The organism is Paenibacillus sp. WG02 (genome assembly GCF_055396115.1).
In genome coordinates, this window is the sequence record NZ_AP036016.1 from 8,303,102 (window position 1) to 8,326,930 (window position 23,829).

General features: G+C 47.6%; 15 protein-coding genes and 1 pseudogene. 1 reads left to right on the top strand and 15 read right to left on the bottom strand.

Annotated features, from left to right (window positions below):
* Nucleotides 1-785 precede the first annotated feature (785 nt).
* From ACBP55_RS37635 to desA, 11 genes are all read right to left on the bottom strand, one after another.
* A complete protein-coding gene (locus ACBP55_RS37635; RefSeq protein WP_464648690.1) occupies nucleotides 786-3,089 on the bottom strand; it encodes a DUF4962 domain-containing protein in 2,304 nt (767 codons plus the stop codon).
* A gap of 31 nt (nucleotides 3,090-3,120) precedes the next feature.
* Nucleotides 3,121-5,214 carry a heparinase II/III domain-containing protein gene (locus tag ACBP55_RS37640; protein WP_464648692.1) on the bottom strand — a complete coding sequence of 698 codons (2,094 nt, stop codon included), beginning with the start codon at nucleotides 5,212-5,214 and terminating at the stop codon, nucleotides 3,121-3,123.
* Entirely contained in the window at nucleotides 5,211-5,978 is a 768-nt protein-coding gene (locus ACBP55_RS37645; RefSeq protein WP_464648694.1) for an SDR family NAD(P)-dependent oxidoreductase, read from the bottom strand. The genes ACBP55_RS37640 and ACBP55_RS37645 overlap by 4 nt, the downstream gene beginning before the upstream one ends.
* Nucleotides 5,979-6,280: 302 nt before the next feature.
* On the bottom strand, nucleotides 6,281-8,128 hold the full coding sequence (locus tag ACBP55_RS37650; RefSeq protein ID WP_464648696.1) for a cache domain-containing sensor histidine kinase: 1,848 nt from the start codon (nucleotides 8,126-8,128) through the stop codon (nucleotides 6,281-6,283).
* Complete coding sequence (locus ACBP55_RS37655; protein WP_464648698.1) at nucleotides 8,125-9,165, bottom strand: response regulator transcription factor; 1,041 nt, start codon at nucleotides 9,163-9,165, stop codon at nucleotides 8,125-8,127. Before ACBP55_RS37655 ends, ACBP55_RS37650 begins: the two co-directional genes overlap by 4 nt.
* Before the next feature lie 88 nt (nucleotides 9,166-9,253).
* Nucleotides 9,254-10,837, bottom strand: coding sequence for an extracellular solute-binding protein (locus ACBP55_RS37660; protein ID WP_464648700.1), 1,584 nt, complete (start codon nucleotides 10,835-10,837; stop codon nucleotides 9,254-9,256).
* Nucleotides 10,838-10,990: 153 nt separating this feature from the next.
* On the bottom strand, nucleotides 10,991-11,872 hold the full coding sequence (locus ACBP55_RS37665; protein WP_464648702.1) for a carbohydrate ABC transporter permease: 882 nt from the start codon (nucleotides 11,870-11,872) through the stop codon (nucleotides 10,991-10,993).
* A gap of 18 nt (nucleotides 11,873-11,890) precedes the next feature.
* Nucleotides 11,891-12,853 carry an ABC transporter permease gene (locus ACBP55_RS37670; protein WP_464648704.1) on the bottom strand — a complete coding sequence of 321 codons (963 nt, stop codon included), beginning with the start codon at nucleotides 12,851-12,853 and terminating at the stop codon, nucleotides 11,891-11,893.
* Between the two features lie 1,514 nt (nucleotides 12,854-14,367).
* On the bottom strand, nucleotides 14,368-17,478 hold the full coding sequence (locus ACBP55_RS37675) for an MMPL family transporter (protein WP_464648706.1): 3,111 nt from the start codon (nucleotides 17,476-17,478) through the stop codon (nucleotides 14,368-14,370).
* 69 nt (nucleotides 17,479-17,547) lie between these two features.
* Nucleotides 17,548-18,174, bottom strand: a complete 627-nt coding sequence (locus ACBP55_RS37680; RefSeq protein ID WP_464648708.1) for a TetR/AcrR family transcriptional regulator — start codon at nucleotides 18,172-18,174, stop codon at nucleotides 17,548-17,550.
* Between the two features lie 139 nt (nucleotides 18,175-18,313).
* A complete protein-coding gene (desA, locus tag ACBP55_RS37685) occupies nucleotides 18,314-19,348 on the bottom strand; it encodes a Delta(5) desaturase DesA (RefSeq protein ID WP_464648710.1) in 1,035 nt (344 codons plus the stop codon).
* 628 nt (nucleotides 19,349-19,976) lie between these two features.
* Between desA and ACBP55_RS37690 the strand changes: the two are divergent.
* Nucleotides 19,977-20,986, top strand: a pseudogene (locus tag ACBP55_RS37690) (LLM class flavin-dependent oxidoreductase).
* Between the two features lie 142 nt (nucleotides 20,987-21,128).
* Here the strand turns inward: ACBP55_RS37690 and ACBP55_RS37695 are convergent.
* The 4 genes from ACBP55_RS37695 to ACBP55_RS37710 form a co-directional block, all read right to left on the bottom strand.
* The gene (locus tag ACBP55_RS37695) at nucleotides 21,129-21,740 is read right to left on the bottom strand and encodes a flavin reductase family protein (protein ID WP_464648712.1); all 612 of its coding nucleotides are present in this window, start codon (nucleotides 21,738-21,740) and stop codon (nucleotides 21,129-21,131) included.
* A gap of 31 nt (nucleotides 21,741-21,771) precedes the next feature.
* Nucleotides 21,772-22,380 (bottom strand): alpha/beta hydrolase, encoded by a 609-nt coding sequence (locus ACBP55_RS37700; protein WP_464648714.1) that lies wholly within the window; start codon nucleotides 22,378-22,380, stop codon nucleotides 21,772-21,774.
* Entirely contained in the window at nucleotides 22,377-23,330 is a 954-nt protein-coding gene (locus ACBP55_RS37705) for a ring-cleaving dioxygenase (RefSeq protein ID WP_464648716.1), read from the bottom strand. Before ACBP55_RS37705 ends, ACBP55_RS37700 begins: the two co-directional genes overlap by 4 nt.
* Before the next feature lie 64 nt (nucleotides 23,331-23,394).
* Nucleotides 23,395-23,796: a DoxX family protein gene (locus ACBP55_RS37710; RefSeq protein WP_464648718.1), complete on the bottom strand. Its 402-nt coding sequence runs from the start codon at nucleotides 23,794-23,796 to the stop codon at nucleotides 23,395-23,397.
* Nucleotides 23,797-23,829 lie beyond the last annotated feature (33 nt).

Sequence of the window (23,829 nt, forward strand, 5' to 3'; positions counted from 1 at the left end):
AACAATTTCGCTTGGAAGAGCCCATTTTGGGTGATATGCGGCAAAGTTGTTGTACAAAGTACAACATTTCTAGTTTAAGGCGATGATATCCAGAAAAATGTTGTACGTTGTACAACTTGCAGACATTATAAATTGATATTAAATTCCTTTATTACTATAAAATAAGAAGATTTGCTAAGTCAAAAAATTTCAATTGCAATTTCGAACCCTCGATTTATTCATTCGGCTACCTGTACCAGCATAAACTAGGTGAAATTTTGAGCTCAGAACCTCTCATCTATCACCAATCAACCATCACACCTTATACCCTCACCACTCATCTTCTTCCTCTTATTTCTTTTTTCTTTTTTCTTATTTCTTTTTTCTTATTTCTTTTTTCTTTTTTCTTATTTCTTATTTCTTATTTCTTATTTTTTTCTTACATCCTACTTCTATTCACCTATATCCCATCCCCCACCCTCTGATTACTTCCAACTATTTGATCAATTTCAAGTCCTCTAGTTACATCTCAAATCTTCCTTTTTCAAAACCATATCTATGTCTGACTAACCTCTCCTTATCCTCTCACCCCGAAAAAAACAAAACAAAACAAAACTCATCCTCCCTACCGGCTGAATGACACATATTCACACACCCAGAACCTATAAGTACCCATTACAATTACTATCAGACACCTATATAATAAACAGCTTCCTATAAAGCAAAAAAGATCAACCTCTTTCGCTAGCCTAGCGATGAAGAGATCGATCTTTTATAGATAAATGATGGGTGCAGCTCGTGAAAAACTAGTAAGCCTTCGGCACCTCGACTCTATGCGTTACACCGTCTTCGGTGAAATAAATATGCGTATCGAAGCCTTGATCATCCATGAAATAGGACACGTATTTGGGCTCGCCGTGCTTGATCGGCACAAGAAGTGTTGCAATGCGGTGGCTGCGCGCCGGCTTGGTCGTTGCCTTGAGATGCCAGTGCTGCGGCAGTCCCTCGATTTCGGCCGGATCCACATCCGTAAAGCCTTGATGCTGTGTCAGCTCCATTTCACCAGATGAGCAATAGACGAAACGCCCGTCCATATCCGCCTTGCGGCCTTGGACTTTGAAAGTCTGTCCGCTCAGCTTCATTTCATACAGCGTTTGGAACAGCCAATCAACAGAACCAGCCTGCGACAGGTCGATGTGGTCGACGACAACAACGTACGTGCCGAAAAAGTAGAGCTCGCGTACATAACGCTCCAAATAAGGAACGTACTCCTTGTAAGCTGCAGTTGCGTTGCTGCGGGAATAACCGTAGCCTTTGCGCTGCTCGGCAACTTCAACGAACCCGTTAGCCGCCATGTTCAGCACTTTGTTCTTTTCGGCATATTGACCCAAACCGTCAATCAAAATATTGTTCGTCGAGCGCGTCTGTCTGCGCCAATTCATATGCATCGTGCTGCTAAATGCCACATAATAGCCGCTTTCAATGGCAAGCGGTTCCCCGTAAGCATGCAGCAGGAAGCCATTTTGGTCGCCATGACTATGGCTGACGGAGCCGTATTTGCTGCTTTTCGTCAGCAGCATGATATGGCGCTCTGGATCGGCCATTTGCGAGTGAAACGCCACCCAGCCGATATCGCGGAACCATTTGACCGGCTCGATATTCGCATCAGTTGGGGCGATAGCTTCCACTTGCGGATAATCATGAAGGTAGACCATTTCGTCGAAACGGAAATCCCACCAACCATAGTTGTAAAATTTCATTTCAGAGTCGGTATCTGTTTCACGTACCCGCTCAAAATACCATTGGTACAGCCCGTTACCGGTCACACCAGCGAACTGGCGAATGTTAAAACCGGTCTTTAAACTAACCGGATCACCAAGGGTCGATTGGTCGCCGAAGCTTGCGCGAAGGGTATCCGGACTGAATGTGTATAGCGGGAAATCGCCTGTTTTCGTGAAAAACGGTCTTTTATAAAAGTTAATGCCTGTATATTTTTTCAGCAAATTCATTGCTTCCGTGACAAAAGCCATCCCAGTCGTCCAATACATCGGACCTTCCGCCCAGCCTCCGTCCGGTCCGCCCCAAGGGGAATATAAGCACGCATAGTATTCAAGGGTATAATCAAGCCATTCACGAACTTCCGGCTCTTCATTCAAGAGCGCTATGCAGCACGGGACCAATACACTGGATAGCGAACGCACCGCATGACTATCGAACGGCACATGATGGATTTTGGAATGCTCAATAACATGCTGGGCGATTTGACGCGTACGGGCGAGCAGAACTTGCCGCACCTGCTTCCGCTCATCCTCTGTTAGCTGGGCATGAAGCCAGTCATAGCCCCATGCGATAGCTCCAGCCATACGGAAGGAGGCTTCGTCATTGTAGTCACGGCTTGTTGTACCATTCACGTCCCAGCTGCACAGATGGAGCAGCCACGTTTTCGCACGATCCAGCAGCGTTTGGTCATTCAAAATCGTTCCTGCCACCACAAGATGGCGAACCGCATAGAGGGCTTCTTGAGTGTCCATGTACATCTGGCGCCATAGATTTGCTACACGCTTATTGTCTGGGTATGGCAGAGGCTCAGCAATCAGCTCACGCTCAATCCAAGGCTTGACGGATTTCTCGTAAAAGATTTCAAACCCGCAATAAGCCGGATCTGTTGCTAGCCTACTACGGAAGTCATCAAGCTCAGAAGATTGCAGCCACAATCTAGGGTGTTGGGAAGACGCTTCCGCATATCGGCGTTCTCTGCTAGGTAATGGTGTTTCCGGTAAATCGGCTGGCACCTCGAAGCGTCGAACGAGACTCCAGACGGTTTGGGTGCCTTCTTCTTGGAGAAGGGCGTACCGCCAGAAATAGGTACCTGGGATTAGCGCATCATCCGGTGTATATAAGTTGTATGGAATCGGCTTAATCGTTCGTGTGTCAGCCTGAGAGAAGGCCTCAGAATGCGAGATTTGCAGTACATAGCGATCATCCTCCAATTGTGCAGGAATCCACGTGAACCGAGGTGGGTTTTCCAACAGTACGGTCATCTCATTCGGTTCGTATTGTACAGTTAAAACGCCGCTCTGCGGTTCGTATAATGGCGACAATGAAGTCATATCCATTCTCCTCCCGGATGGGTTCTCTTTTTTATATAAAAAGCAAGCCATTATGAGCTGTTAATTGAATGCGTTTTGAGCTGTTTGTTTGTCCCGGAACTGTAATGGCAATTTCCTGTGCGGAAATGCGCGTTAGCTCGGCACGGCTGCCTGCACGGTAGACATGAATGAAGTCAGCCTGACGGTCATTGCGACGGTGAAGCATCGCTGTGAGCGATCGACTCGGGTCAACGGAGTCGCCCGGTGTCTGTACAGCGAGGAGCTCATCGCCCGACTGAACAAGCGCCGTATGGAAAACGGACGCGGCGGAGCCGATAGGATCAGAACCTACGGCATAAGATGCGTGCAATTGAGATGCACCGCTTGCGTCGACCGAATCGCAAGGAACGAACTGGCCGATGATCGGCAGATCTTGCTCTGATACAGCAGCGGCAGCGGAAGCATCATCCTTCTGTTCAATGCGAAGCTTGTAAACTTCATCTCGGCTACGTAACTGCTCTGATTGCATTTGAACAGCAGGATGCATCCACCACTCGATGCTCCTCGGCTCTTCGCCTGCGAGCTCGACTTGGAACCAATCAAGCAGCCACTCGCCGGTAAGCAGCAAATGGCGATTCAACGTGCACCCTTCGTAGGCTTCTGTTGACTGAAGCCAAGCGTACACGGTCGAATCGTTGGCCTCAAAGCGGACGCAGCGCCCTTCATGCGGCGCTTGGGATCGGCCGTCCAGCGACACGGTATTGTGGCTGGCGGTTTCGGCAAACCACGATTTCCGCATGGGCGAGCCGTAAGGCACCATCCCAAAATCGGGCGTCAGGGTTTGATCCGTGTGCATCAAGGTCAGATGCAGCTTGTCGTAATGGCCGTGGGACCCGCCGTGCTCGCCAAAATCGGCGAGGAACGACAGCGGGTTCCCGGCTGCGCGGCCGATGACGAAGCCGGCGTCCGGCCAGAGCCGCGACCCGCGCGGCTCTAGGGCAGGCGCGCGGTCAGCGGCCTCGCCAACGCCGTAGAGCAGCGCCTCGAGCTGCTCGCCGCCGACAGCGCCTAGCTGCCGGTACGCTTCGCGCAGGATCGGCGCGAGCCCAGCGATGCCGTAGATCGCGAGCCCCTGCTCAGCGATCTCGGCGATCTCGCGGGCGTAAGGGTCCCGCGCAAGCGGCCCGTCATGCAGGGCGGGCAGCGCGCCCTGGTCGTCGGCCAGATCGGCCAGCGCCTCGAGCATGCCGCGCATGGATTGGCCATCTGCGCCGGTCGTGGCGTAGAGATCAATACCGAATCGCTGCGCCATCTCAGCGGATATTAAGTAAGCCCGAAGCACGAATACGTGGTAGTACGTGCTTCCCTCGAACTCCAGCTGATCGGCCTTCACGCCGATCGATAAGTGATGCTTGAAGCCACCTTGGCCTTCAATGAGCTCTTCCAGTGCCGCTTGCTCTCCGCGAGCGGCATAGACACAAGATAATGACGCGTTCAGCCAAGCGGTGTAGTTGTTCTCCGCATTGTTCCGCTCATGAATAAGGATGTGCCGGTATTCTTCCATACTACCAGCGAGCAAACCCAGGAAGGCGTCAATCGCCGCCTGCTCCTTCGCCTCAAAAACAACACCCTCATCGCGCAGCAACAAGTAAGCGCGAATCAAAGTCGTGGACCAGATCGCCTCCGTCAGCGCCTGGTGAAAAGCACGCCCCTTCAGCATCCAGCTCTGTGCTTCTGGATGCACGGGGTAGAGCGGAAACTGCTCGGCGTACTCTACGAGCAGCCTTTTACCAATCTGCGCATATGACTTATCACCCAGCGCTGCAAAAACAGCCGCTGACTGCAAAGAAGCCCGCGCAAGTGACTGGTGCTTGAACACGAGCCAAGCGCCCCTGTAAGCTTCGCCCTCGATTCGGCAGCCGTGCGGACATAGAAATTCGACCGCATCCACCTGCATCGAATCGAACGCCAGTTCGGTATGATGGTGTGGACAGACATACTGGTGCCACCAACCCCCAGGTTCCTTCGGAATTGATAGGCTGCCCGCTTGCTGCAGCCTATCAATTTCCTCTTTCAATATATGCGCTGTTCGGCCTGCCCAAGTTAGTTTTTCCAGCTTTTCGCCTAACCTCAGCGCGGTACTCATCGCATCATCATCCCGCCGTTGATTTCGATCGTTTCACCCGTTACGTAGGCAGCAAGATCGGAAGCAAGGTAAAGAACGGCGCCTGCTACATCCTCCGGTGTTCCTTCACGCTGCAGCGGAATACCATTCACAGTAGCTTGGCGCGCTGTGTCCGTCGTGAATGTCGCGTGGAACATCGTATTCCCGATAAAACCAGGTGAGACGTTATTGACGGTAATTCCACTTGCCGCTACTTCCTTGGCCAATCCCTTAGAGAACGTTTGTACAGCGGCTTTGCTAGCTGCATATATACTGGAACCAGGTCCGCCGCCGTTATGCGCAGCAACCGATGTCATATTCACGATGCGGCCGTAGCCCTTCGCCTTCATGCCGGCAAGTACTCTTTTGGACATGAACACCGCACTCTTTAAATTTACATCCATAATCCGGTTGTACATCTCATCGAACATTTCAGAATTCGCCACACGCTGAACGAGATGGCCTGCATTGTTCACGAGAATATCAATCGTACCACCCAGAGCTTGCTCAACTTCGCTAACGAGTCTATCGATTTGCTCCAAATTCGTTACATCCGCCTGTACTAATACAGCCTCGCCGCCTGCCGCTTGAATAGCTGCTACAACTTCCTGACCTTGTGCAACGTTATTCAAGCAGTTCACACCAACCTTCGCCCCATTACTAGCCAGAGCTAGTGCAATTGCGCGTCCAATCCCCGCATTAGATCCTGTCACCAGCGCAATTTTCCCCGTCAAATCGATATTCATATGAATTACCTCCCATGTACTTATATTTAAAATTTCAACATAAATCACTTTGTAGATTCCGCCTGAGACGATGTTTTTCATCGCTAAATGATGACTCCCGCGGAAACCTGCCCACTTAACGATATAAAACATGCTTAACTCTGAGGGAAACGACCATTTCCTTCCTTACTACCACGTGAAACGATGTTTTTCATCGCTAAATGATGGCTCAAGCAGAAGTCTGACCACTTAACGATATAAAACACGCTTAATGCGGACGGAACGACCTAGCGAAAGTCCGTCTACAGTGATAAAAACCCAACTCACCCACGCAACCGAGGCCTCACCGTCTCCGGCATGGTCATCGTCAAACAGGTCCCTCGTCCCCACTCACTGTCTATAGACAGGCCGTAGGCCTCGCCGAACACCATCTGAATCCGCCGATGGACGTTCATGAGTCCAATGCCGCCACCCTTTGTTTCACCTGTCTCTTCCGGCTCCGCCAAGCGGTTTTCCTCCAGCTTCGTACGCAGATCTGCGAGCCTTTCCCGCTTGATGCCTGTGCCATTATCCTGGATGAACACTTGGAACAATCCGCCTTCTTTGCGGGCATCGATGCGTATGAAATGATGCGGTTCCACACCATCTGGGAATGCATGCTGAAAAATATTTTCGATGAGCGGCTGCAGAGTCAACCGAACCATCTTTTCCAAAAGCAAGCCTGGCGGGATCGCGACATCAATTTCAAACTCTTTTCCCGTCCGATGCTGCAAAACAATCATATAATTACGTACATGATTCAGTTCATTCGCTACCGTAATTTCTTCTAAATTCGTCTGCACTGAGTAGCGGAGCATGAACGCCATTGCTTCTACCATCTCGGTAATCTCACTGGAATCCTGAACTATTGCATAACAATTGATCGTTTCCAATGTGTTATACAAAAAATGCGGATTGATCTGCAGCTGCAAAGACTGAAATTCGGCCCGCTGCCGTTCAAGCTTCGTCTCACCTAGCTCAAGTTGGTTCTTTTGCTGTTCCAGCTCGGCCTCATATACCCGTTCGATCATATCGGAAAGACGCGTCACCATCAGGTTGTAGCTGTGAATAAGTCCGCCGATCTCATCCGTTCGGCCAATTTCGTCGATGTACTGCCAGTTTCCTTTTTCCGTCTCCCGCATGCTGTCTTTGAGCCCTCGAATAGGGGCAATGATAGACCTACCGAAACGGTAAGCTAGCCATAATGCAATAGCCAGTGTAACTAGACCAACAACGATGGTCGTCGTTCGAATCGTATTGACTGGACGGCGCAGCTCATCAACTGGCATCGATGCGACAAGATTCCAATCGGAGTAACCAGATTTCCTGGATACAAACATACGTTCTTCTCCATTGTATTTATGAAGGAATGTCTGATTCCCACTCGCCAAAACGAGCGACGATAGTTCATCTTGAGGCTTCCGTACGCTCATCGAACGAGGGTAGATATAGTTACCGGCATCGTCCACGATGAAGAAAAAGCCCTTTTTCCCCAGACTCACACGATCCCAAGTCTTTGCTAGTTCATCTAATTTGATCTCAATGGCAACTACCCCGCGATTCTCATCACCGTAGGAGGGTCCTCTTACTTTACGTGCCATTGTCACGACAGCCCCTTGATCGACAGGACGTATGTTCATATTCAGCAGCGCTATTTTGCCATCACCTGGCGTCATTTTCATCAAATTATCATATTTCTCTTGCACCAACACGGGATCAAAGTTAAACAGATTTTGGTTCTCATAGATAACTGAACGCCCATGCTGCCCTACGACATAAATCATATTTAACTGCTTATACAGCGTGACGATAGATTCCACAGAAGAGAGTGCAAATTTCTTGATTTTATCCGAGTACAAATAATATTCATACGCGTCATCCGGCTTAATTTCCATGAAAGCGCGCACATCAGAGTTGGAAGAAAAGGCATTGCTAAGCAGCTCATACGCCTGTAAATAACTATCCGTCTGATAGTTCGCACTATCGACCATTTGCTCCATATACTGCTTCACCTGGTCGTCTAACGCCCGCGATGATTGCCAATAGGATACAGCGCCAACGGACAAAAGCGACAGCACGATCACAATGAGAAAGTACGTATATATTTGACCTGACAGCGTCTTTCTTTTCATGAACGGATACCCATTTGTTGCCGATATTCAGAAGGAAGGCAGCCTTCGTATTTCTTAAATGTTTTTGTAAAATGGGGATGATCGGCATAACCGACCTCACCCGAGATATCCGTAATTCGCCACTGCGGCTGTTGAAGCAGCTTCTTCGCCTTCTCCATGCGTCTGCGTGTGCGGTATTGCACGAAAGTTTCTGCCGTGCTTTGCTTAAACAGCTGGCTAAAATAAGAAGGATTCAGACCGATAAAGTCAGCCACTTCTTCTAAGGATACTTCCTCAGCGAGATGCGTCTCTATATAGAGCTTGGCCTCCTCGACAGGGTCCTTAAGCTTGCCTTTGCGTTTGATGCGAAGCTCATCCAGATACCCGCTGATCGCCGTCGTGAAACGAAGCCAAGCTTCCTCCTCGTTCACAGCACCGGTTAAATCCAGCTCACCTTGCATGAAATATACATCCCTTACATTCAACCTATGGTGAAGGAGGGTGTGGATTTCTTGTAAAATATCGCTAACCCGGTTGAGCTTAAGCTTATTGGCCTTCAACTCCGCCTGAATTTCCTCTACGATGCCATCTAATTCCGCTTGCTGCAGCATCCACACGGCTTGCTCCATGCGGCCTGCCCACTGTTCGAGCTTCGTTACAGCAACGAAGGATTCGGAGCTTACTTTACTTTGGTTACGAATTAGCTTTTCTAACACATGCTGAAATCCCTTAATGTTGACGGGCTTCAGCAAGTACTCTTTCACCCCGTAAGAGACGCATTTCTGCGCATATTCGAAATCACCATAGCCGGAAATAACCACAACTTGGATGTCCGCATCCATTTCTGCAACACGAGCACATAGCTCCAGCCCATCCATCTTAGGCATCCGAATATCGGTGAACAGGAAGTCAGGTCGTTCCTCTTGAATCCGCTGCAGCGCGACAACACCATTCTCAGCCGTTCGCAGGCTTTCGATGGGGAGCTCCGATTGTTCAACGAGTTTCTGTAATCCTTTGCGTATCATCGGTTCGTCATCGACTATGAGTATGCGGTACATGAGGAACGCTCCTTTCAAAACCTTATGAAATGCACGCTCCCCACGGGCGGGTGGGCACGTGAGGAGGTGTCATGCTCAGCAAATGAGCTTATTTACGCGGCATCGACACGGTCGTACCGGAATCTTTACTATTGAATTTCTCTGTTGCTTCCTTGATTACTTCGTTACCGCCTTTGGATTTCCACTCTTCCAATACTTTCGGCCAATCGGAGATCGGCTCTTTGCCGTACACCATTTTCACCATGTGCTGGAGAATGACTGGAGGTGCTTGGTCGGAAAGCGGCGAAATGTCAGGATTTTTCATTAAAGATTCTAGACGCGGCTCGAAGCTGATACCGTCACGTCCTTCATTTTTTAACGTTGTATCATAGACACTCATTAATTTCTTACCTTCGTCAGTCAAGCTTAGTGTCCCTTTATTATAAGTCGTATCTTGGACAAGCCACAAGAAGGATTGACGGTAACGCTCTTCATCTACACCTGCTGTATCCGTAGGTGCTTTGTAGTCGATTTTGCCATCCACCGTTTTGTACGTGTCACCTTCGATACCGAAAGTAAAGAATTTCTCTGCCTCATCCGACATCATCCAATCAAAGAACTGGATAATTTGCGCAGCATTTTTAGCATTTTTATTGATGAAATAAGCACGCGGCGCAGGTCCGTACAAGTAGTGTCCGCCTTTGCCATCTGGTCCTGTCGGGGATGCGATGATCTCGATATCTCCTGTTGGAACGGTTGTTTTCAGCTGTGTTTCCCATTGCAGTAATTCATTCGCGTTCATGGACCACATACCTGCTTTACCAGCTAGAATGGTGTTTTTGAATACGGTAGCGTTGATCGTTGCGAATTCTTTATTAATCAAGCCTTCATCGAACATCGTTTTGTACGTTTGCAGCGCTTTCGTCATATTCTCTGTGTCGAAGAACTTCGGCAGAATTTGGTCGCCTTGCTTCTCGAACATGGATAGGTAAGGGAATACATCGTATGCGCCGAAGAAGGAGTCTGAATACTTGAAGTTTTCACGACCCATATACGGGTTCTCAACGCCCATTTCTTTGAACTTGCGAAGCACTTTCAAGTACTCGTCTACTGTTTTTGGAACTCCTAAGCCTGCTTTATCGAGCAAATCTTTACGAACGAAGATAGCGCGGCGGGATGGATTAGACAGATATTCAGGTATAGCGAAAATCTTACCTTGGTAGGTTACGTTATCCCAAGCATCTTTTGGTACTTTTTTGAGCAAGTTCGGTCCGTACTTTTTCAATAAATCATCAAGCGGTGTGAACACGCCTGCCTTCACGGATCCAGCCATTTCTTTACCGTTCACACCACCACTGCCCTGCACAACGTCAGGAATATCATTGGTTGCAAACATCTGAATCATTTTTTGCTCATATTCTTTGTGAGGAACAAGAACGATATTCATATCGGTGTTCGTCAGTTCTTCTAACTTTTTCACCCATTTGTCTTGATTAATATCTGGCGACTTCTCTACATGTCCGAATGCGAGTGTACGCAAAGAGATGGAGAATTTCGTTTTTTCAGCAGGCTTTGCGCTTGTCGTGCCAGCCGCCGCGCTTGACGCCGGTTGTTCAGCGGTTTTAGAAGAGCAAGCAACCAGCAAACTTGCCAACATTACGGCTGCCATCGTGGTGGGAATCCATTTTTTCATTTCTACCCCTCTTTTCATTTCGCTAAGATATAAACGCTTTCACACCTTCATTGTAAAAGCGTTTACAAATTGCCGATATGGATTGTTTTTAGTTCGATTTGTCTTTTTTTTAGAATACTGTAAAAATTGTTGATTTCATGCAGTACGATTTCTTTAGGATTTTACAGAACCCACCATCATTCCTTTGACAAAATGACGCTGCAAAAACGGGTAGATAAGAATAATCGGGATCGTCGCAATAATAATAGTCGCCATCTTAATGCCTTCCGGATCCATATGAGCAAGTCCGCTGAATTGGGAAGAGTTTGGATCAATACTGATATCCTCAGATACAATCAATTGACGAAGCTTTACTTGAAGCGGCCATAAGGCAGGCTTGTTAATGTAGTACAGTGCGCTTTGGTACGTATTCCAGTGACCCACCGCATAAAAGATTCCCAGAGAGGCCATAACCGGCTTGGACAAAGGTAAAATGATATTCCAGATCATGCGAAGCTCGGAGCAGCCGTCGATACGTCCAGAATCAATCAGCTCACTCGGAATTTGCAAGAAAAAGGACCGCATAATGAAAAAATTGAAGGCACTGATGGCACCAGGAAGCAATAAGGCCCAGAGCGAATTCGTTAAATGTAAATTTTTCATCAAAATAAAGTTAGGAATCAGCGGAGCTGTGAAAACCATCGTAATGAGAACCATAATAACGACAACATTACGGCCAGCATACTCGGGTCGAGACACTGGATACGCAAGTGAGGCCGTGGCGATCAGATTGATCAGGGTACCCACTACTGTAATATACACGGTCACTCCAAAGGAACGCCAGATTGCCATGTCGCTAAACACATATTGATAGTTAATCGATGTAAAATGAACGGGCAGGAATAATACCTTCCCATTCACAATGGCTTCCGAAGAACTGAACGATTGGGCCAGCACGTTTAAGAACGGCAGGAGCATCGCTAGCGATAGAAGAGTCAGAAAAAGCACATTAAAAATGTTAAAAACTTGCCAGCCGGCTGTCGGCTTGCGATTCATAAAGCGTTCACCTCCGTCTTAGTACAAGCTTTCACCCGTTGTTTTTTTGCTTAAAATATTGCCAGTAACAATAAAAATCACGCCAACTAATGCTTTGAAAAGACCGATAGCCGTCGTATAGCTAAACTGCTGACCTAACAACCCCGCTGTGTAAATATACGTGTCTAGAATTTCACCATTTTCTTTGTTAAGCGGGTTCAGGAACACGTAAACACGTTCGAAGCCAAAGTCCAAAAACTTACCGATATGCAGGAGGAACAAAATCATAATCGTTGGTAGAAGCGACGGTAGCGTAATAGAAATGGTTTGTCTCCAGCGGTTCGCGCCATCCACCTCAGAAGCTTCATACAAATCCGGATTAATTCCTGCCAGCGCCGCCAAATAAATGATCGTACCGTAACCGGAATCACGCCAAATGCCTGAAGTAATGAGCACCGAACGAATCCACGATTCTTCGCCTAGGAAATAAATCGGTTCGAAGCCAAGCCAAGTGATGAAGTGGTTCAAAGCTCCTGTAGAAGGAGAAAGGATGCCGATCGCAATCCCGCTCACGATAACCCATGACAAGAAGTGTGGCATGTAGACGACTGTTTGAAGCAAACGCTTGTACACGACAACGCGCAGCTCGTTAAGCAGCAATGCGAGAATGATTGGTGCCGGAAAGGCCAGCACCAAATCGTAAACGCCGATCAGAATCGTATTCTTCAAAATCTTGAGGAAGTCATAATGGGCAAACATCCGGGTAAAATTATCAAACCCCACCCATTTGCTTCCCGTGAAGCCGTCAAAAATGTTGTAATCCTGAAAAGCAATAACGGAGCCTAACAAGGGTACATACTTGAAAATTATAAAATACAAAATCCCCGGCAGTGATATCAAATACAACGCCTTATACTTCCAGAACGTTCGCAGAAAGGATCTACCTTTCCGTACCTGCGAGCGCTGATTCATCTTATTAACCGCTTGTGCGTTGACCGCCATTCTTGGGCCCCCCTCACTATTCTTCGCTGATGTTATACCTATATCGTATCCTGCTAAAGCGCTTGCAACAATGGATTGGCTTTTCCCTCACTTGTGTTTTTTTTAGGTGGGTAAATGTGCCGCGGTGCGGCTTGTGCTTGACGTGTGGGAGGTGCGGGGGCGAAACCGCGAAGAAGCCTGGGACACATAATAGAAGTATTCGGCGACTAGCATCCGTCCTCAAAGCGTCGAACACCTTCCCGTCTATTGCGCGGCATACGTAAGATCTCAACGCCTTTTGATGCAAAACGTGCTGCTAATTTTGATTCAGCTTGCTTTGTTTATGAATTAGCTGCATTTCCTACAGTTAATTTCCCAGAAACCGTGAGTTTCAGCGCTTTTGGGAGAAATTAGCTGCACATTTTACATATAAAACCCCCAAACAGACATTCAACATGCAATTTTGATGCACAAAATGCATGTAGTACGGTTTTCGCGCTCAGGCCTGCTTCCAATTATCCAAATTCCCTCCAACTCACAACACGTCCAGTTCCCAATTCATGCTACTTGGCTCTTAAGTAAAATTTTCTGCTTGTAAGGTTGTTTTTCATCGCTACAGTCGGGCTGCTGCTCAAATTCAGCACTTTAACGATGAATTTCATCGTTAGGGCCACATCTACTCTGCCTTTAAGTATACTTCCGTGCTCGTAAGCATGTTTTTCATCGTTACAGTCGGGCTGCTGCTCAATACCATCACTTTAACGATGATATTCATCGTTATAGCCGCATCTACTCTGCCTTTAAGTGAATTTTTCTGCTCGTAAGACTGTTTTTCATCGCTATAGTCGGGTTGCTGCTCAAGATCATCACTTTAACGATGATTTTCATCGGTAAAACCGCATCCTCTCGGCCTTTAAGTATATTTCCCTGCTCGTAAGCATGTTTTTCATCGTTACAGTCGGGCTGCTGCTCAATACCATCACTTTAACGATGATATTCATCGTTATAGCCGCATCTACTCTGCCTTTAAGTGAATTTTTCTGCTCGTAAGACTGTTTTTCATCGCTATAGTCGGGTTGCTGCTCAAGATCATCACTTTAACGATGAATTTCATCGTTAAAACCGCATCCACTCGGCCTTTAAGTATATTTCCCTGCTCGTAAGAATGTTTTTCATCGCTACAGTCGGGCTGCTGCTCAAGATCATCACTTTAACGATGAATTTCATCGTTAAAATCGCATTCACTCGGCCTTTAAGTATATATCCCTGCTCGTAAGCATGTTTTTCATCGCTATAGTCGGGTTGTTGCTCAAGACCATCACTTTAACGATGATTTTCATCGTTATACTTCCATCTACTCTTCCTTATTGTGAATTTCTCTACTCGTAAGAGTGTTTTCATCGCTAAAGTTGGGATGCCGCTCAATGCCATCACTTTAACGATGGAAATCATCGTTAAAACCATCACGTTCACAACATAACAAAAAACGCCACCCACAATGTGGGAGGCGCCAATCAAATTCACTCACTTCATACTCACGCGGTTCTACTCTCCGTGGACACTTGCCGAGCCGCTGACTTGCGCTTCATCCGCAGCGCCTCGGGCATAGCGAGCAAAGCCGGCAGCAGCATCGGCAGCAAAATAAAGCAAAGCACAATGAGCCCCACGATCACAGCAACGGCTAGCTCGATCAGCAGAACTAAACCTGATGGAACCAACGTCGCGAAGGTACCGCCGAGGATCACCATAGCCGAGATCACCACGCCGCCGATGTGCTTAGCGGCCTGAACAATCGCCTTTGACGGCGATAATTCGCCCAGCTCTTTATATCGCATCATCAGGAAGATACTGTAGTCGACACCGACTGCGATGATGATGATGAAGGAGAAGAACGGTACGAAAGAGGAAACACCGTCTGCCCCGATGATTTTATCTGTAACGATATTCGTAGCGGTCATGGCCACATAGTAGGAAATCACTAAGGAAACGATGATATAGACCGCTGGCCAGAATGAGCGTATCACGAACAACAAGACAATAAATACGCCAATAATTACGATGATTGCCGTGCTGTTGAACGATTTCAGCTGTGCTTTGTTCGTGTCGTAGGTCGTCGAGCTTGGTCCCGCGGCACCGAATTTCGCTTTCTCCAGCACCGTGCCTTTCAAACTAGACGCTAACTCGGCGTTAATCCCCTCGATGGTGTTCATAGCCGCTGACGAGTACGGATCATCCTTCAGAATGACGATGAGTTTCGTACCCTTGCGATCTTTGGACATGAAGCTGTCCATCGATTTGCCGAAATCTGCGCTCGTTAGCGCTTCTTTCGGGATGAAGAACGTCTTCGAACTGTTCAACTGCGTCAGGAACTGGCTCGTTTTGCCGAGCCCATCGGACACATCGCCAAGTCCGTTGCCGCTTTGGCCGAGGCCGTCCTTCAGCTGGCTCATGCCGCCAGCCAAGCCCGACAAGCCCTCGTTCAGCTTCTGCTGCCCGTCCTTGACGCTGCCCAGCGCGTCATTCAGCTTCGCCATGTTCGCGGCGATCTCTTGGCTGCCCGCGCTGCCTTGCTTCAGCCCCTTCGCGAGCGCGTCCGAGCCGCTCTGCAGTGAAGCCAATCCCGCAGCAAGCTGCGCCTGCGCACCGTTAATCTGCGCAAGTCCCGCAGCAGCCTCAGCGAAAGAGCCATTCAACTTGGCGGCATTCGCGCCAAGCTCCTTCAGCCCACCGTTCAGCTGGGCAAGGCCAGACGCTAGACCCTCTCCCATCTGCTTCAGCTTGATGTAGTCACCATCTGTAGACAACTGGCTGTACTTTTCCCCCAGCCCACCAATAAGCCCATTCATCCCGGTCAGCCCCTGCTGAATACCAGGAAGCTTCCCTTCAATCTGACGATAGCCGTCAGCTAAAGCACTATAACCCTGCTGCAGCTGCGTTAGCCCGCTGCTAATCTTCGACGTATTGGCATCAACTTGCGTCATGCCATCCTTTAAGCTCGTAATGCCCGCACTTAGCTCCCCAGCTCCATTGGCCCCTTGGGCGATGCCTTTCGATACTTGCCCAAGCGCAACAGTAATCTGGCTGTAGCCATCTTGCACTTTGCCCGTTCCGTCAACTAACTGATCGGTGCCGGACAAATCTGGACTCACCAGCTTGCTCTGCATCAAATTCAAACCATCTTTTATTTGATTAACGCCCTTCTGCGAAGCCGTAATTCCATCAGCGACGGTCGACGTTTGGTTCGAAATATAGAAGTTATCAATCGGCTTCGACTGTGGTTGCGTCACACTGGACACCTTATCCACGCCCGGAACACTCTTTAATTTGTCCGTCAACTTATCAATTGCGGCTAATCCGTCATTATTATCAAGTGCTTTATCATTCTCTAAAACGACCATAGTCGGCAGCGCTTGGCCTCGGCTAAAATGATCCGCTACAAGGCTGAATCCTTTGGTGGATTCATGGCCATTTCCTAATTCTTTCAACTGGTCAAAAGACAATTTCTGATGGTTCGAAAGAGCAATCGGAATCATCACAATCAGAATAAGCAGCGTTGTGATCACCGGTCTTTTCACCGCAATAGCCGTCAAGCTCGCCCAAAATTTACTTTCCTTATGCCCGGTTGCTCCCTTAGAAGGCCAATACAGCTTATTGCCAAGTACTTTCATGAGGAAAGGCGTCACCGTCATAATTTCAAGCAGGAGTACTGCGGTACCGATAGCTACAACATTTCCAGATTTATAAATCCCAAAGTCCGAGAACGTCAAGCTCGCGAAAGCAATAAATACGGTCAAAATACTATAAAAAATCGTTTTGCCAGCCGTTTTATATGTCACGATAATCGCTTCATCCACGGACAGACCGTGGGATAATTCTTCTTTGAATCGATTGAATAACAGGATGTTATAGTCAGTTCCAATTCCGAAAAGAATCAAAATCAACAACATCTCCGTAACACTTGTCACTGGAAATTCAAATTTATCAATCAGCTGCGCGGCAATCCCCATAGAGCACAAGTAGGAAATACCTACAGCAAGCAGTGAGACAATCGGAATCACAACGGAACGGAACATAATGACCAGCACGGCTAAGATGAAAATCACCGTTAGAGCCGCACTTTTTGCCACACCCGACTCGGAAGCTTTGATGTAATCGTTCTGAATGAAGTCCTCACCCGAGAGGTAGTAATCCACCTTCACATCTTTCAAAACACCCTCAAACTCTTGTTGAATCTCATCGACATGACGGCCTCTTTTATCCAAACTAAAGCTCGCCATTAACGTAGTCTGATCCTCCGAAATTAGCGAGGACTTCGCGTCAGGCAGCGAGAACGGATCCAGCAATTGATCAAAGCCAAGCTCCGCTTGATGGTTTTTCATACTCGTAATACCGGACTCGATCTGCTTCATATCCGCATCTGACAGTTTATTCGGATTGTGGAACACGATGATATCGCTAGTCCCATTAACCCCATTCATTTTATTCAAAATTGAGGTAGCGACCTTGGACGGACTGTCCTTTGGCAGCGGATCTTGACCCCTGAGCCCTAAAATGGCGTTCACATCAGGTTGAAAAACGGTCAGAACTACAGTGGCTACCAGCCACAAGGCGACAATCGTCCAGCGCCATTTAATAATTTGTTTCATCTCTTTGATTCCTCCTCCGATTTTACAAAACGTTAGTAAACAAGCGTTCATTTTTGAGTCAAAAAAATTTTAGCACAGTCCTTGAAGCTTTATTTTTTCTGAAATACCCGCAGAATACAGGTACAACAGTTCATCAACCAGCACCTTAATCGTATCGCCATCCTCATAATCGCGCAGAATAAGGCTCATGCCTTCAATAAGCGTAACAGCTAGCATCCGTGCAGATTGCTGCTCTTTCGCTTCGAGCGGGGCCGACGTTTCCTTCTTGATGGTGAACACGTTCTCCAAAATTTGATACACCAGTGTAATAAGTTCCTCTTTCACGGTTTCGTAGCGTGAGCCTTCACTCAGATTTAAGAGGATGGTCAGCTCCACACTTGATTGCTTGAAAAGCTGCATAATCGTCGCATCAATTTTACGTAATATAACGAGATGATCGGCAGTTTCCGTGCACAATTTGAAATCAACCTCATTCTTAATCTCTAAGGTGTAAGCAGCAAGCTGCTCATAGACCGGTTGAATCAGCTCATAGAATAGGTCTTCTTTATTTTTAAAATACCTATAAATATTGCCCGGTGTAATACCCGCAGCGTCTGCGATATGTCGTATAGAAGCTTTCAAATAGCCATGTTTCTTGAATTCGGACAATGCCGCTTGGCGGATACTCTTTTTAACGTCATCTTTTAAAACCTGCATATAATAAACACCCGTTCACTTTTTGGCGTAATGGAATGATTATAACGTGCGTACTTCCTATTTTGCAAGCTTAAAATCGCAAAAAAAGCCGACAACCTAAGCAGTATGCTGCCAGAGGCCGTCGACTCTTCTTTTAACACTACTCCGCCTTAGCTTTGAGAGTCTCCATTATTCTTTTCGACTTGAAAGGCTTGAGATCTTTGAACTGTATGAACTTCTTGGATTCCTCATTCCAAATACGGAACTTAAGGGATTCCAAGCTTGTCTTCAATGTAACCGTCTGAACTTTGCGCAGCTCAGCGTTCTTGTTATGAACTTTTTCCAAGTAATAATTAGGAACTCGCGGGCTCAGATGGTGAATATGGTGGAAGCCGATATTGCCTGTAATCCAGTGCAGAATTCTAGGCAATTTGTAAAAAGAGCTTCCGTGCATAGCCGCCTTCATATAATCCCATTCCCCGTCATTCTCAAAGTACGAATCTTCATAGTTGTGCTGAACGTAGAAAAGCCAAATCCCAGCCATACCTGAAATTAAAAACATCGGACCTTGGACTAGGAGAAATGATTGCCAACCGATACCCCAGCAAAGCAGCGCAATGCTCCCAAAGATGCCCAGATTCGTGATGTACGTATTTATTCGTTCTTTCATGCCTGCGCGTTTGCGGTTAAAACGGTAATCGATCAAAAAGATGAAAATGGGTCCGACAATAAACATCACAATCGGATTTCTATAAACCCGATAATAAAGTCTTCTAAGCGGAGAAGATGCCATATATTCGTCAACCGTTAGTGTCCAGATATCGCCGACACCTCTACGATCCAAATTACCGCTGGATGCATGATGGACGGAGTGGGTATGACGCCACTGATGATAAGGAACAAACGTCAAAATGCCTGTTAATGTACCAACAATTTCATTCGCTAATTTATTTTTGAAAAAAGACTTGTGGCAGCAATCGTGGAAAATAATAAAGATTCGAATGAGGAATCCTGCTGCAATAATGTCTAACACGAACGTAAGCCAGATCGAAACCGAAAGACTTAAGAAGGCGAAATACCAAAGTAAAAAAAAGGGTCCTAATGTATTAATAATTTGCCACACACTGATCTTCATATGCGGTCTTTCGTAAGGCGCGATGTCAGACCGCCACCCACCTTTGTCTTGTTGACTCATGCTAATTAAAGCTCCTTCTCTCCGTTTCGTACCGGATTGTTTTGTGACACCTGATGTAGTACGTTGGGAATTCAATTAAGTTCCCGTTATAAGAGAAGAAATGTTACATTGCCCTCTCATCATAAGTTCCAAAATGCTTTTTGTAAAATGCAATATAAGTCATATGTGCATTAGGTCATATTTTTTTACTATTCTACACAGACCAAAGTTCAACCTGCGAAAGGCAATCTAACCACTATTTTCCCATAAAAAAGAGGTTGCTCTTACAGAACATGCTCCTGCTTGGTTAAATTTAACTTATTACAACATTAGGCGAACAAATCGATGCTATACCCTTCAAATGCTGCAAAAAAACTAAACAAACAATATTTTAGTCATTCACCAGCTTCGTAAGGGTATCAAGGCAATAGTAGCTACCAATGTTGTAGTTTCTACAACAATTCACACGCCAAAAGGCTATTTTTCATCTTGAAGTTGCACTTCGTACAACATTTTGAGCACTTTTGTTGCGAAATGGTCTATATAGGGCCAAATTGTTGTACGTTATGCAACAACGAAGGGATCGAGGCGGGATTTAGGCAGAAATTGTTGCACTTTATACAATACTGGTATAGTGGTTATATAAAAAATGGAGGTCTATTCAATGATACCTATATCTGTTCTGGACTTGGCTCCCGTTATTGCAGGCGGTACGCCAAGAGAATCCTTTCACCGTTCCGTTGATCTAGCCAGACACGTTGAAAAGTGGGGCTACCATAGATATTGGCTCGCTGAACATCATAACATGCCTGGCATTGCCAGCTCCGCCACATCGCTCGTCATCGGGTATGTTGCGATGGCTACGGAGAAGATTCGCGTAGGCTCCGGCGGCATTATGCTGCCTAACCATGCACCGCTCGTCATCGCCGAGCAGTTCGGGACGCTGGAATCGATGTTCCCGGGACGCATCGATCTCGGATTAGGGCGTGCGCCTGGCTCCGATCAGCCTACGGCAAGAGCGCTCCGCCGCGGCTCAGGCAGCGACGGCCACGACTTCCCGGAGCAGCTGAGCGAGCTCCGCGGCTATCTCAACCCGGCGCTGGGTACGGGTGTACCGGGCGTGCGCGCCGTGCCTGGCGAAGGGCTGGACATCCCGATCTGGCTGCTCGGATCGAGTGACTTCAGCGCCCAGCTAGCTGGTCAGCTGGGGCTTCCTTTCGCTTTCGCCAGCCATTTCGCTCCGGATTATTTGCTGGCGGTCTTGATCTGTATCGCCGTCAGTTCCGCCCGTCGGACGCGCTTGATAAGCCGTACGCGATGGTCGGCGTTAACATTATTGCTGCCGATACCGATGAGGAAGCCCAGCATTTGGCGACGTCGCAGCACCAGCAATTTCTGAACATTGTGCGCGGCAAGCCTGGCATGCTGAGCCCACCCGTAGACAGCATGGAGTCCTTATGGAGTCCGCAGGAGAAAGCTTACGTTCACAAGGCCTTAAGCTTCTCCATCGTGGGAAGTAAAGACACCGTCCGCGAGAAACTTGCTAAGCTGCAGCAGCAAACAGCCGCCGATGAGTGGATCATCGCCGGCCAAATTTATGATCATAATGCTCGTTTGAGATCCTATGAAATTGTGGCTGAGGTTGTCAAAGAGATTTAGAGTGGTTGGAATGGAGTTTGTAATTACAGGAGCTGCGTGAGAAACGAACTTCAGCTTAAAGCGTTAAAAAGAAAGCCCCCGTAATCCATTGTTCTTTCAAAAAGAAAGAACATGGGCCACGAGGGCTTTCCTATTTATTAATTCAAACCGGACGATCCATTGCAAATTGTTCGCCCAATTTCGCATACGAGCTGCCGGCCAACCGACTGACGGGCTTAAGTCCAATCGCGTCAATATGACCGTTCTCATATAAGGACTCAGCGATATGAAACTGTACGACTCTCCCGATTAATAAATCGGCTGCAGGCGCATCATCTGTTCCGCCAAGCGTTATAACTTGTTCCAGGACACATTCCATGCGTATGCTCGCTTCGGCGATGCCCGGTACGGCAATCTTGTCACTTGCTACTGGTGTTAATCCAGCTAAAGCAACTTCACTTTCATCCGGGGCTAGCGCAGCAGCGGTTTGATTAATTTGGTCGATGTACGATTCATCAGAAATATGAACGACGAATGCTCCCGTATCGATGGCGTTTCGCGAAGTATCCTTGCGAACACCCTGTTTCCTCTGCACGGAAATAGCGACCATTGGAGGATTCGCCGTCACAATTGTAAAATAACTATACGGTGCAGCATTGAGCACCCCCTCCGAGGAGAGGGATGTCACAAATGCGATCGGCCTAGGAATTATGCTGCCTATCATTAGCTTATAGTTTTCCCGCTCGCTTTGACTTGAGGGATCAATGGATCTCACAAAGCATCTCCCACCTTTACTAGACTCGGTTTCATGCCAAATTCGTCTTAAACCAAGTCCCTGCCGCTTCTACCTCTGAACGAGTCAACTGATGCCCCGCCTGTTCCCAGTGAACGGCGACCGTTGCTCCCGCTTCACTTAACAGCTGCTGTAATTCCTCTGTCTCCTGCGGGGAGCAGATCGGATCGTTCCGACCCGCTCCAATAAAGACTGGAATTCCCGAGAGATCCGGCAGTTGAATGCCTCGCAGCGGCACCATCGGATGATGGAGAATCGCTCCTCGCAATGCATCTGGATAGTGGAATAAGAGGCTTCCGGCGATGTTCGCGCCATTGGAATAGCCGATGGCTACGAGATTCTGACGATCAAAGCCGTGTTCCACGGCAGCTTGATCGAGGAAATCGTACAATTCCTTGGTACGGAAGATGAGATCCTCCTCATCAAAGATTCCTTCAGCCAGCCGGCGAAAAAACCGCGGCATTCCATTCTCAAGCACATTACCTCTTACGCTCAGCACCGACGATGTCGGCGAAATTGCCTGAGCCAGCGGCAGAAGATCACGTTCCGTGCCACCCGTGCCATGGAAAAGCACGAGTACCGGAGCCGTTATATCTGTTCCTTTTTGAAAGATATGTTTCATTGTTTTTTCGCCTCCACTACACGTACTTGAATTGGCGGAAGATTACGCACGATTTGGTCACGGCTCTCTTCGAACCATTCCGGCAGCATCAGTTTCTCACCTAGCACCTCAGGCTCTTCATCACGGGCAAAGCCCGGAGGATCCGTTGCAATCTCAAAGAGTATGCCGCCTTCTTCACGGAAGTAAATCGCGTTAAAATATTGACGATCCACAACCGGCGTAGGTTGGAACCCATTCGACTGTACGTGGCTTCTCCAAAGTGCATGCTCAGCATCATCTTTGGCGCGCCATGCAATGTGATGGACCGTACCCGCTCCGCCAGCTCCATAGGCCATCGGGGTTACATTAATATCGACGATGTTCCCCAAATCTCCGAAGGATTTGAATCGAGCGTAAGCTCCCTCTTGCCCTACTTTCTGCAGCCCCATAACCTGCTCTAGCAGCTGAGAAGTTTTGTCTGGTGCAGTGCTGTAGAGAACAGCGCCGCCGAAGCCTTTGATCGCTTTATCCGTTGGAATACCGCCGAATGACCATTGGCTAAGCGCTCCTTGCTCGCGCTCTACGATTTCAAGTTTCAGACCATCTTTATCCTCGAATTGAAGGTAGGTTTCTGTGAATCTTTGTGTTTTTTCAAAAGGAATATCGAAATGCGCTAGACGCTCTTCCCAGAATGATAGACTGCCTGTAGGCACTGCATACGTTGTGATACCGACTTGACCGCCGCCGATACGTCCTTTACGAGAATGTGCCCATGGGAAGAAGGTGATAATTGTCCCTGGACTTCCCATTTCATTACCAAAATACAGATGGTACACTTCTGGTGCGTCAAAGTTAATCGTTTTTTTGATCATCCGAAGTCCTAGAATCCCTGCATAAAAATCTACGGTTTCCTGTGCATTTTGTACGAAAGCTGTTATATGGTGAATACCTGCTGTTTGTTGTTGTGTCATTGAATCCAACTCCTTTAGTTTAGTTTAATTATGTCCAGACCTGATTTGAAAGTATCCAAATTTATTAATTGAATAAAGCGTCAACGGAGTAAGCTCCTGCACCTGTGAATGCCACGCCTACCGCAATAGCGATCAGCAGCAAGTTGTATTCAAAGCCGCCCGCGGTAGCCCAATAACCGTTCTTCCCGTGTACTTTGACAATTGCAACGACCATTGTCATAACGATGAGCAATGAAGCAATGACTGTACCTAATCCAGCGGCAAATAACGCACCGCCTACGAACTCCATGAGTCCTGCCATAACCGCCATAACAACACCGGGTTTAATGCCGATGGATTCCATCCAGCCGCCTGTTCCTTTCGGACCATAGCCTCCGAACCAACCAAATAACTTCTGTGCCCCATGCGCCACAAAGCTTAATCCAACAACCAAACGAATGATTAGTAATCCTAATGCGATACTCATTTCATATCTCCTCCATTTTAAGAATCTCTATTT

Coding starts and splice junctions, on each gene's coding strand:
- ACBP55_RS37635 (WP_464648690.1), bottom strand. CDS start 3,089: ATGACTTCATTGTCGCCATTATACGAACCGCAGAGCGGCGTTTTAACT.
- ACBP55_RS37640 (WP_464648692.1), bottom strand. CDS start 5,214: ATGAGTACCGCGCTGAGGTTAGGCGAAAAGCTGGAAAAACTAACTTGG.
- ACBP55_RS37645 (WP_464648694.1), bottom strand. CDS start 5,978: ATGAATATCGATTTGACGGGGAAAATTGCGCTGGTGACAGGATCTAAT.
- ACBP55_RS37650 (WP_464648696.1), bottom strand. CDS start 8,128: ATGAAAAGAAAGACGCTGTCAGGTCAAATATATACGTACTTTCTCATT.
- ACBP55_RS37655 (WP_464648698.1), bottom strand. CDS start 9,165: ATGTACCGCATACTCATAGTCGATGACGAACCGATGATACGCAAAGGA.
- ACBP55_RS37660 (WP_464648700.1), bottom strand. CDS start 10,837: ATGAAAAAATGGATTCCCACCACGATGGCAGCCGTAATGTTGGCAAGT.
- ACBP55_RS37665 (WP_464648702.1), bottom strand. CDS start 11,872: ATGAATCGCAAGCCGACAGCCGGCTGGCAAGTTTTTAACATTTTTAAT.
- ACBP55_RS37670 (WP_464648704.1), bottom strand. CDS start 12,853: ATGGCGGTCAACGCACAAGCGGTTAATAAGATGAATCAGCGCTCGCAG.
- ACBP55_RS37675 (WP_464648706.1), bottom strand. CDS start 17,478: ATGAAACAAATTATTAAATGGCGCTGGACGATTGTCGCCTTGTGGCTG.
- ACBP55_RS37680 (WP_464648708.1), bottom strand. CDS start 18,174: ATGCAGGTTTTAAAAGATGACGTTAAAAAGAGTATCCGCCAAGCGGCA.
- desA (WP_464648710.1), bottom strand. CDS start 19,348: ATGAGTCAACAAGACAAAGGTGGGTGGCGGTCTGACATCGCGCCTTAC.
- ACBP55_RS37700 (WP_464648714.1), bottom strand. CDS start 22,380: ATGAAACATATCTTTCAAAAAGGAACAGATATAACGGCTCCGGTACTC.
- ACBP55_RS37705 (WP_464648716.1), bottom strand. CDS start 23,330: ATGACACAACAACAAACAGCAGGTATTCACCATATAACAGCTTTCGTA.
- ACBP55_RS37710 (WP_464648718.1), bottom strand. CDS start 23,796: ATGAGTATCGCATTAGGATTACTAATCATTCGTTTGGTTGTTGGATTA.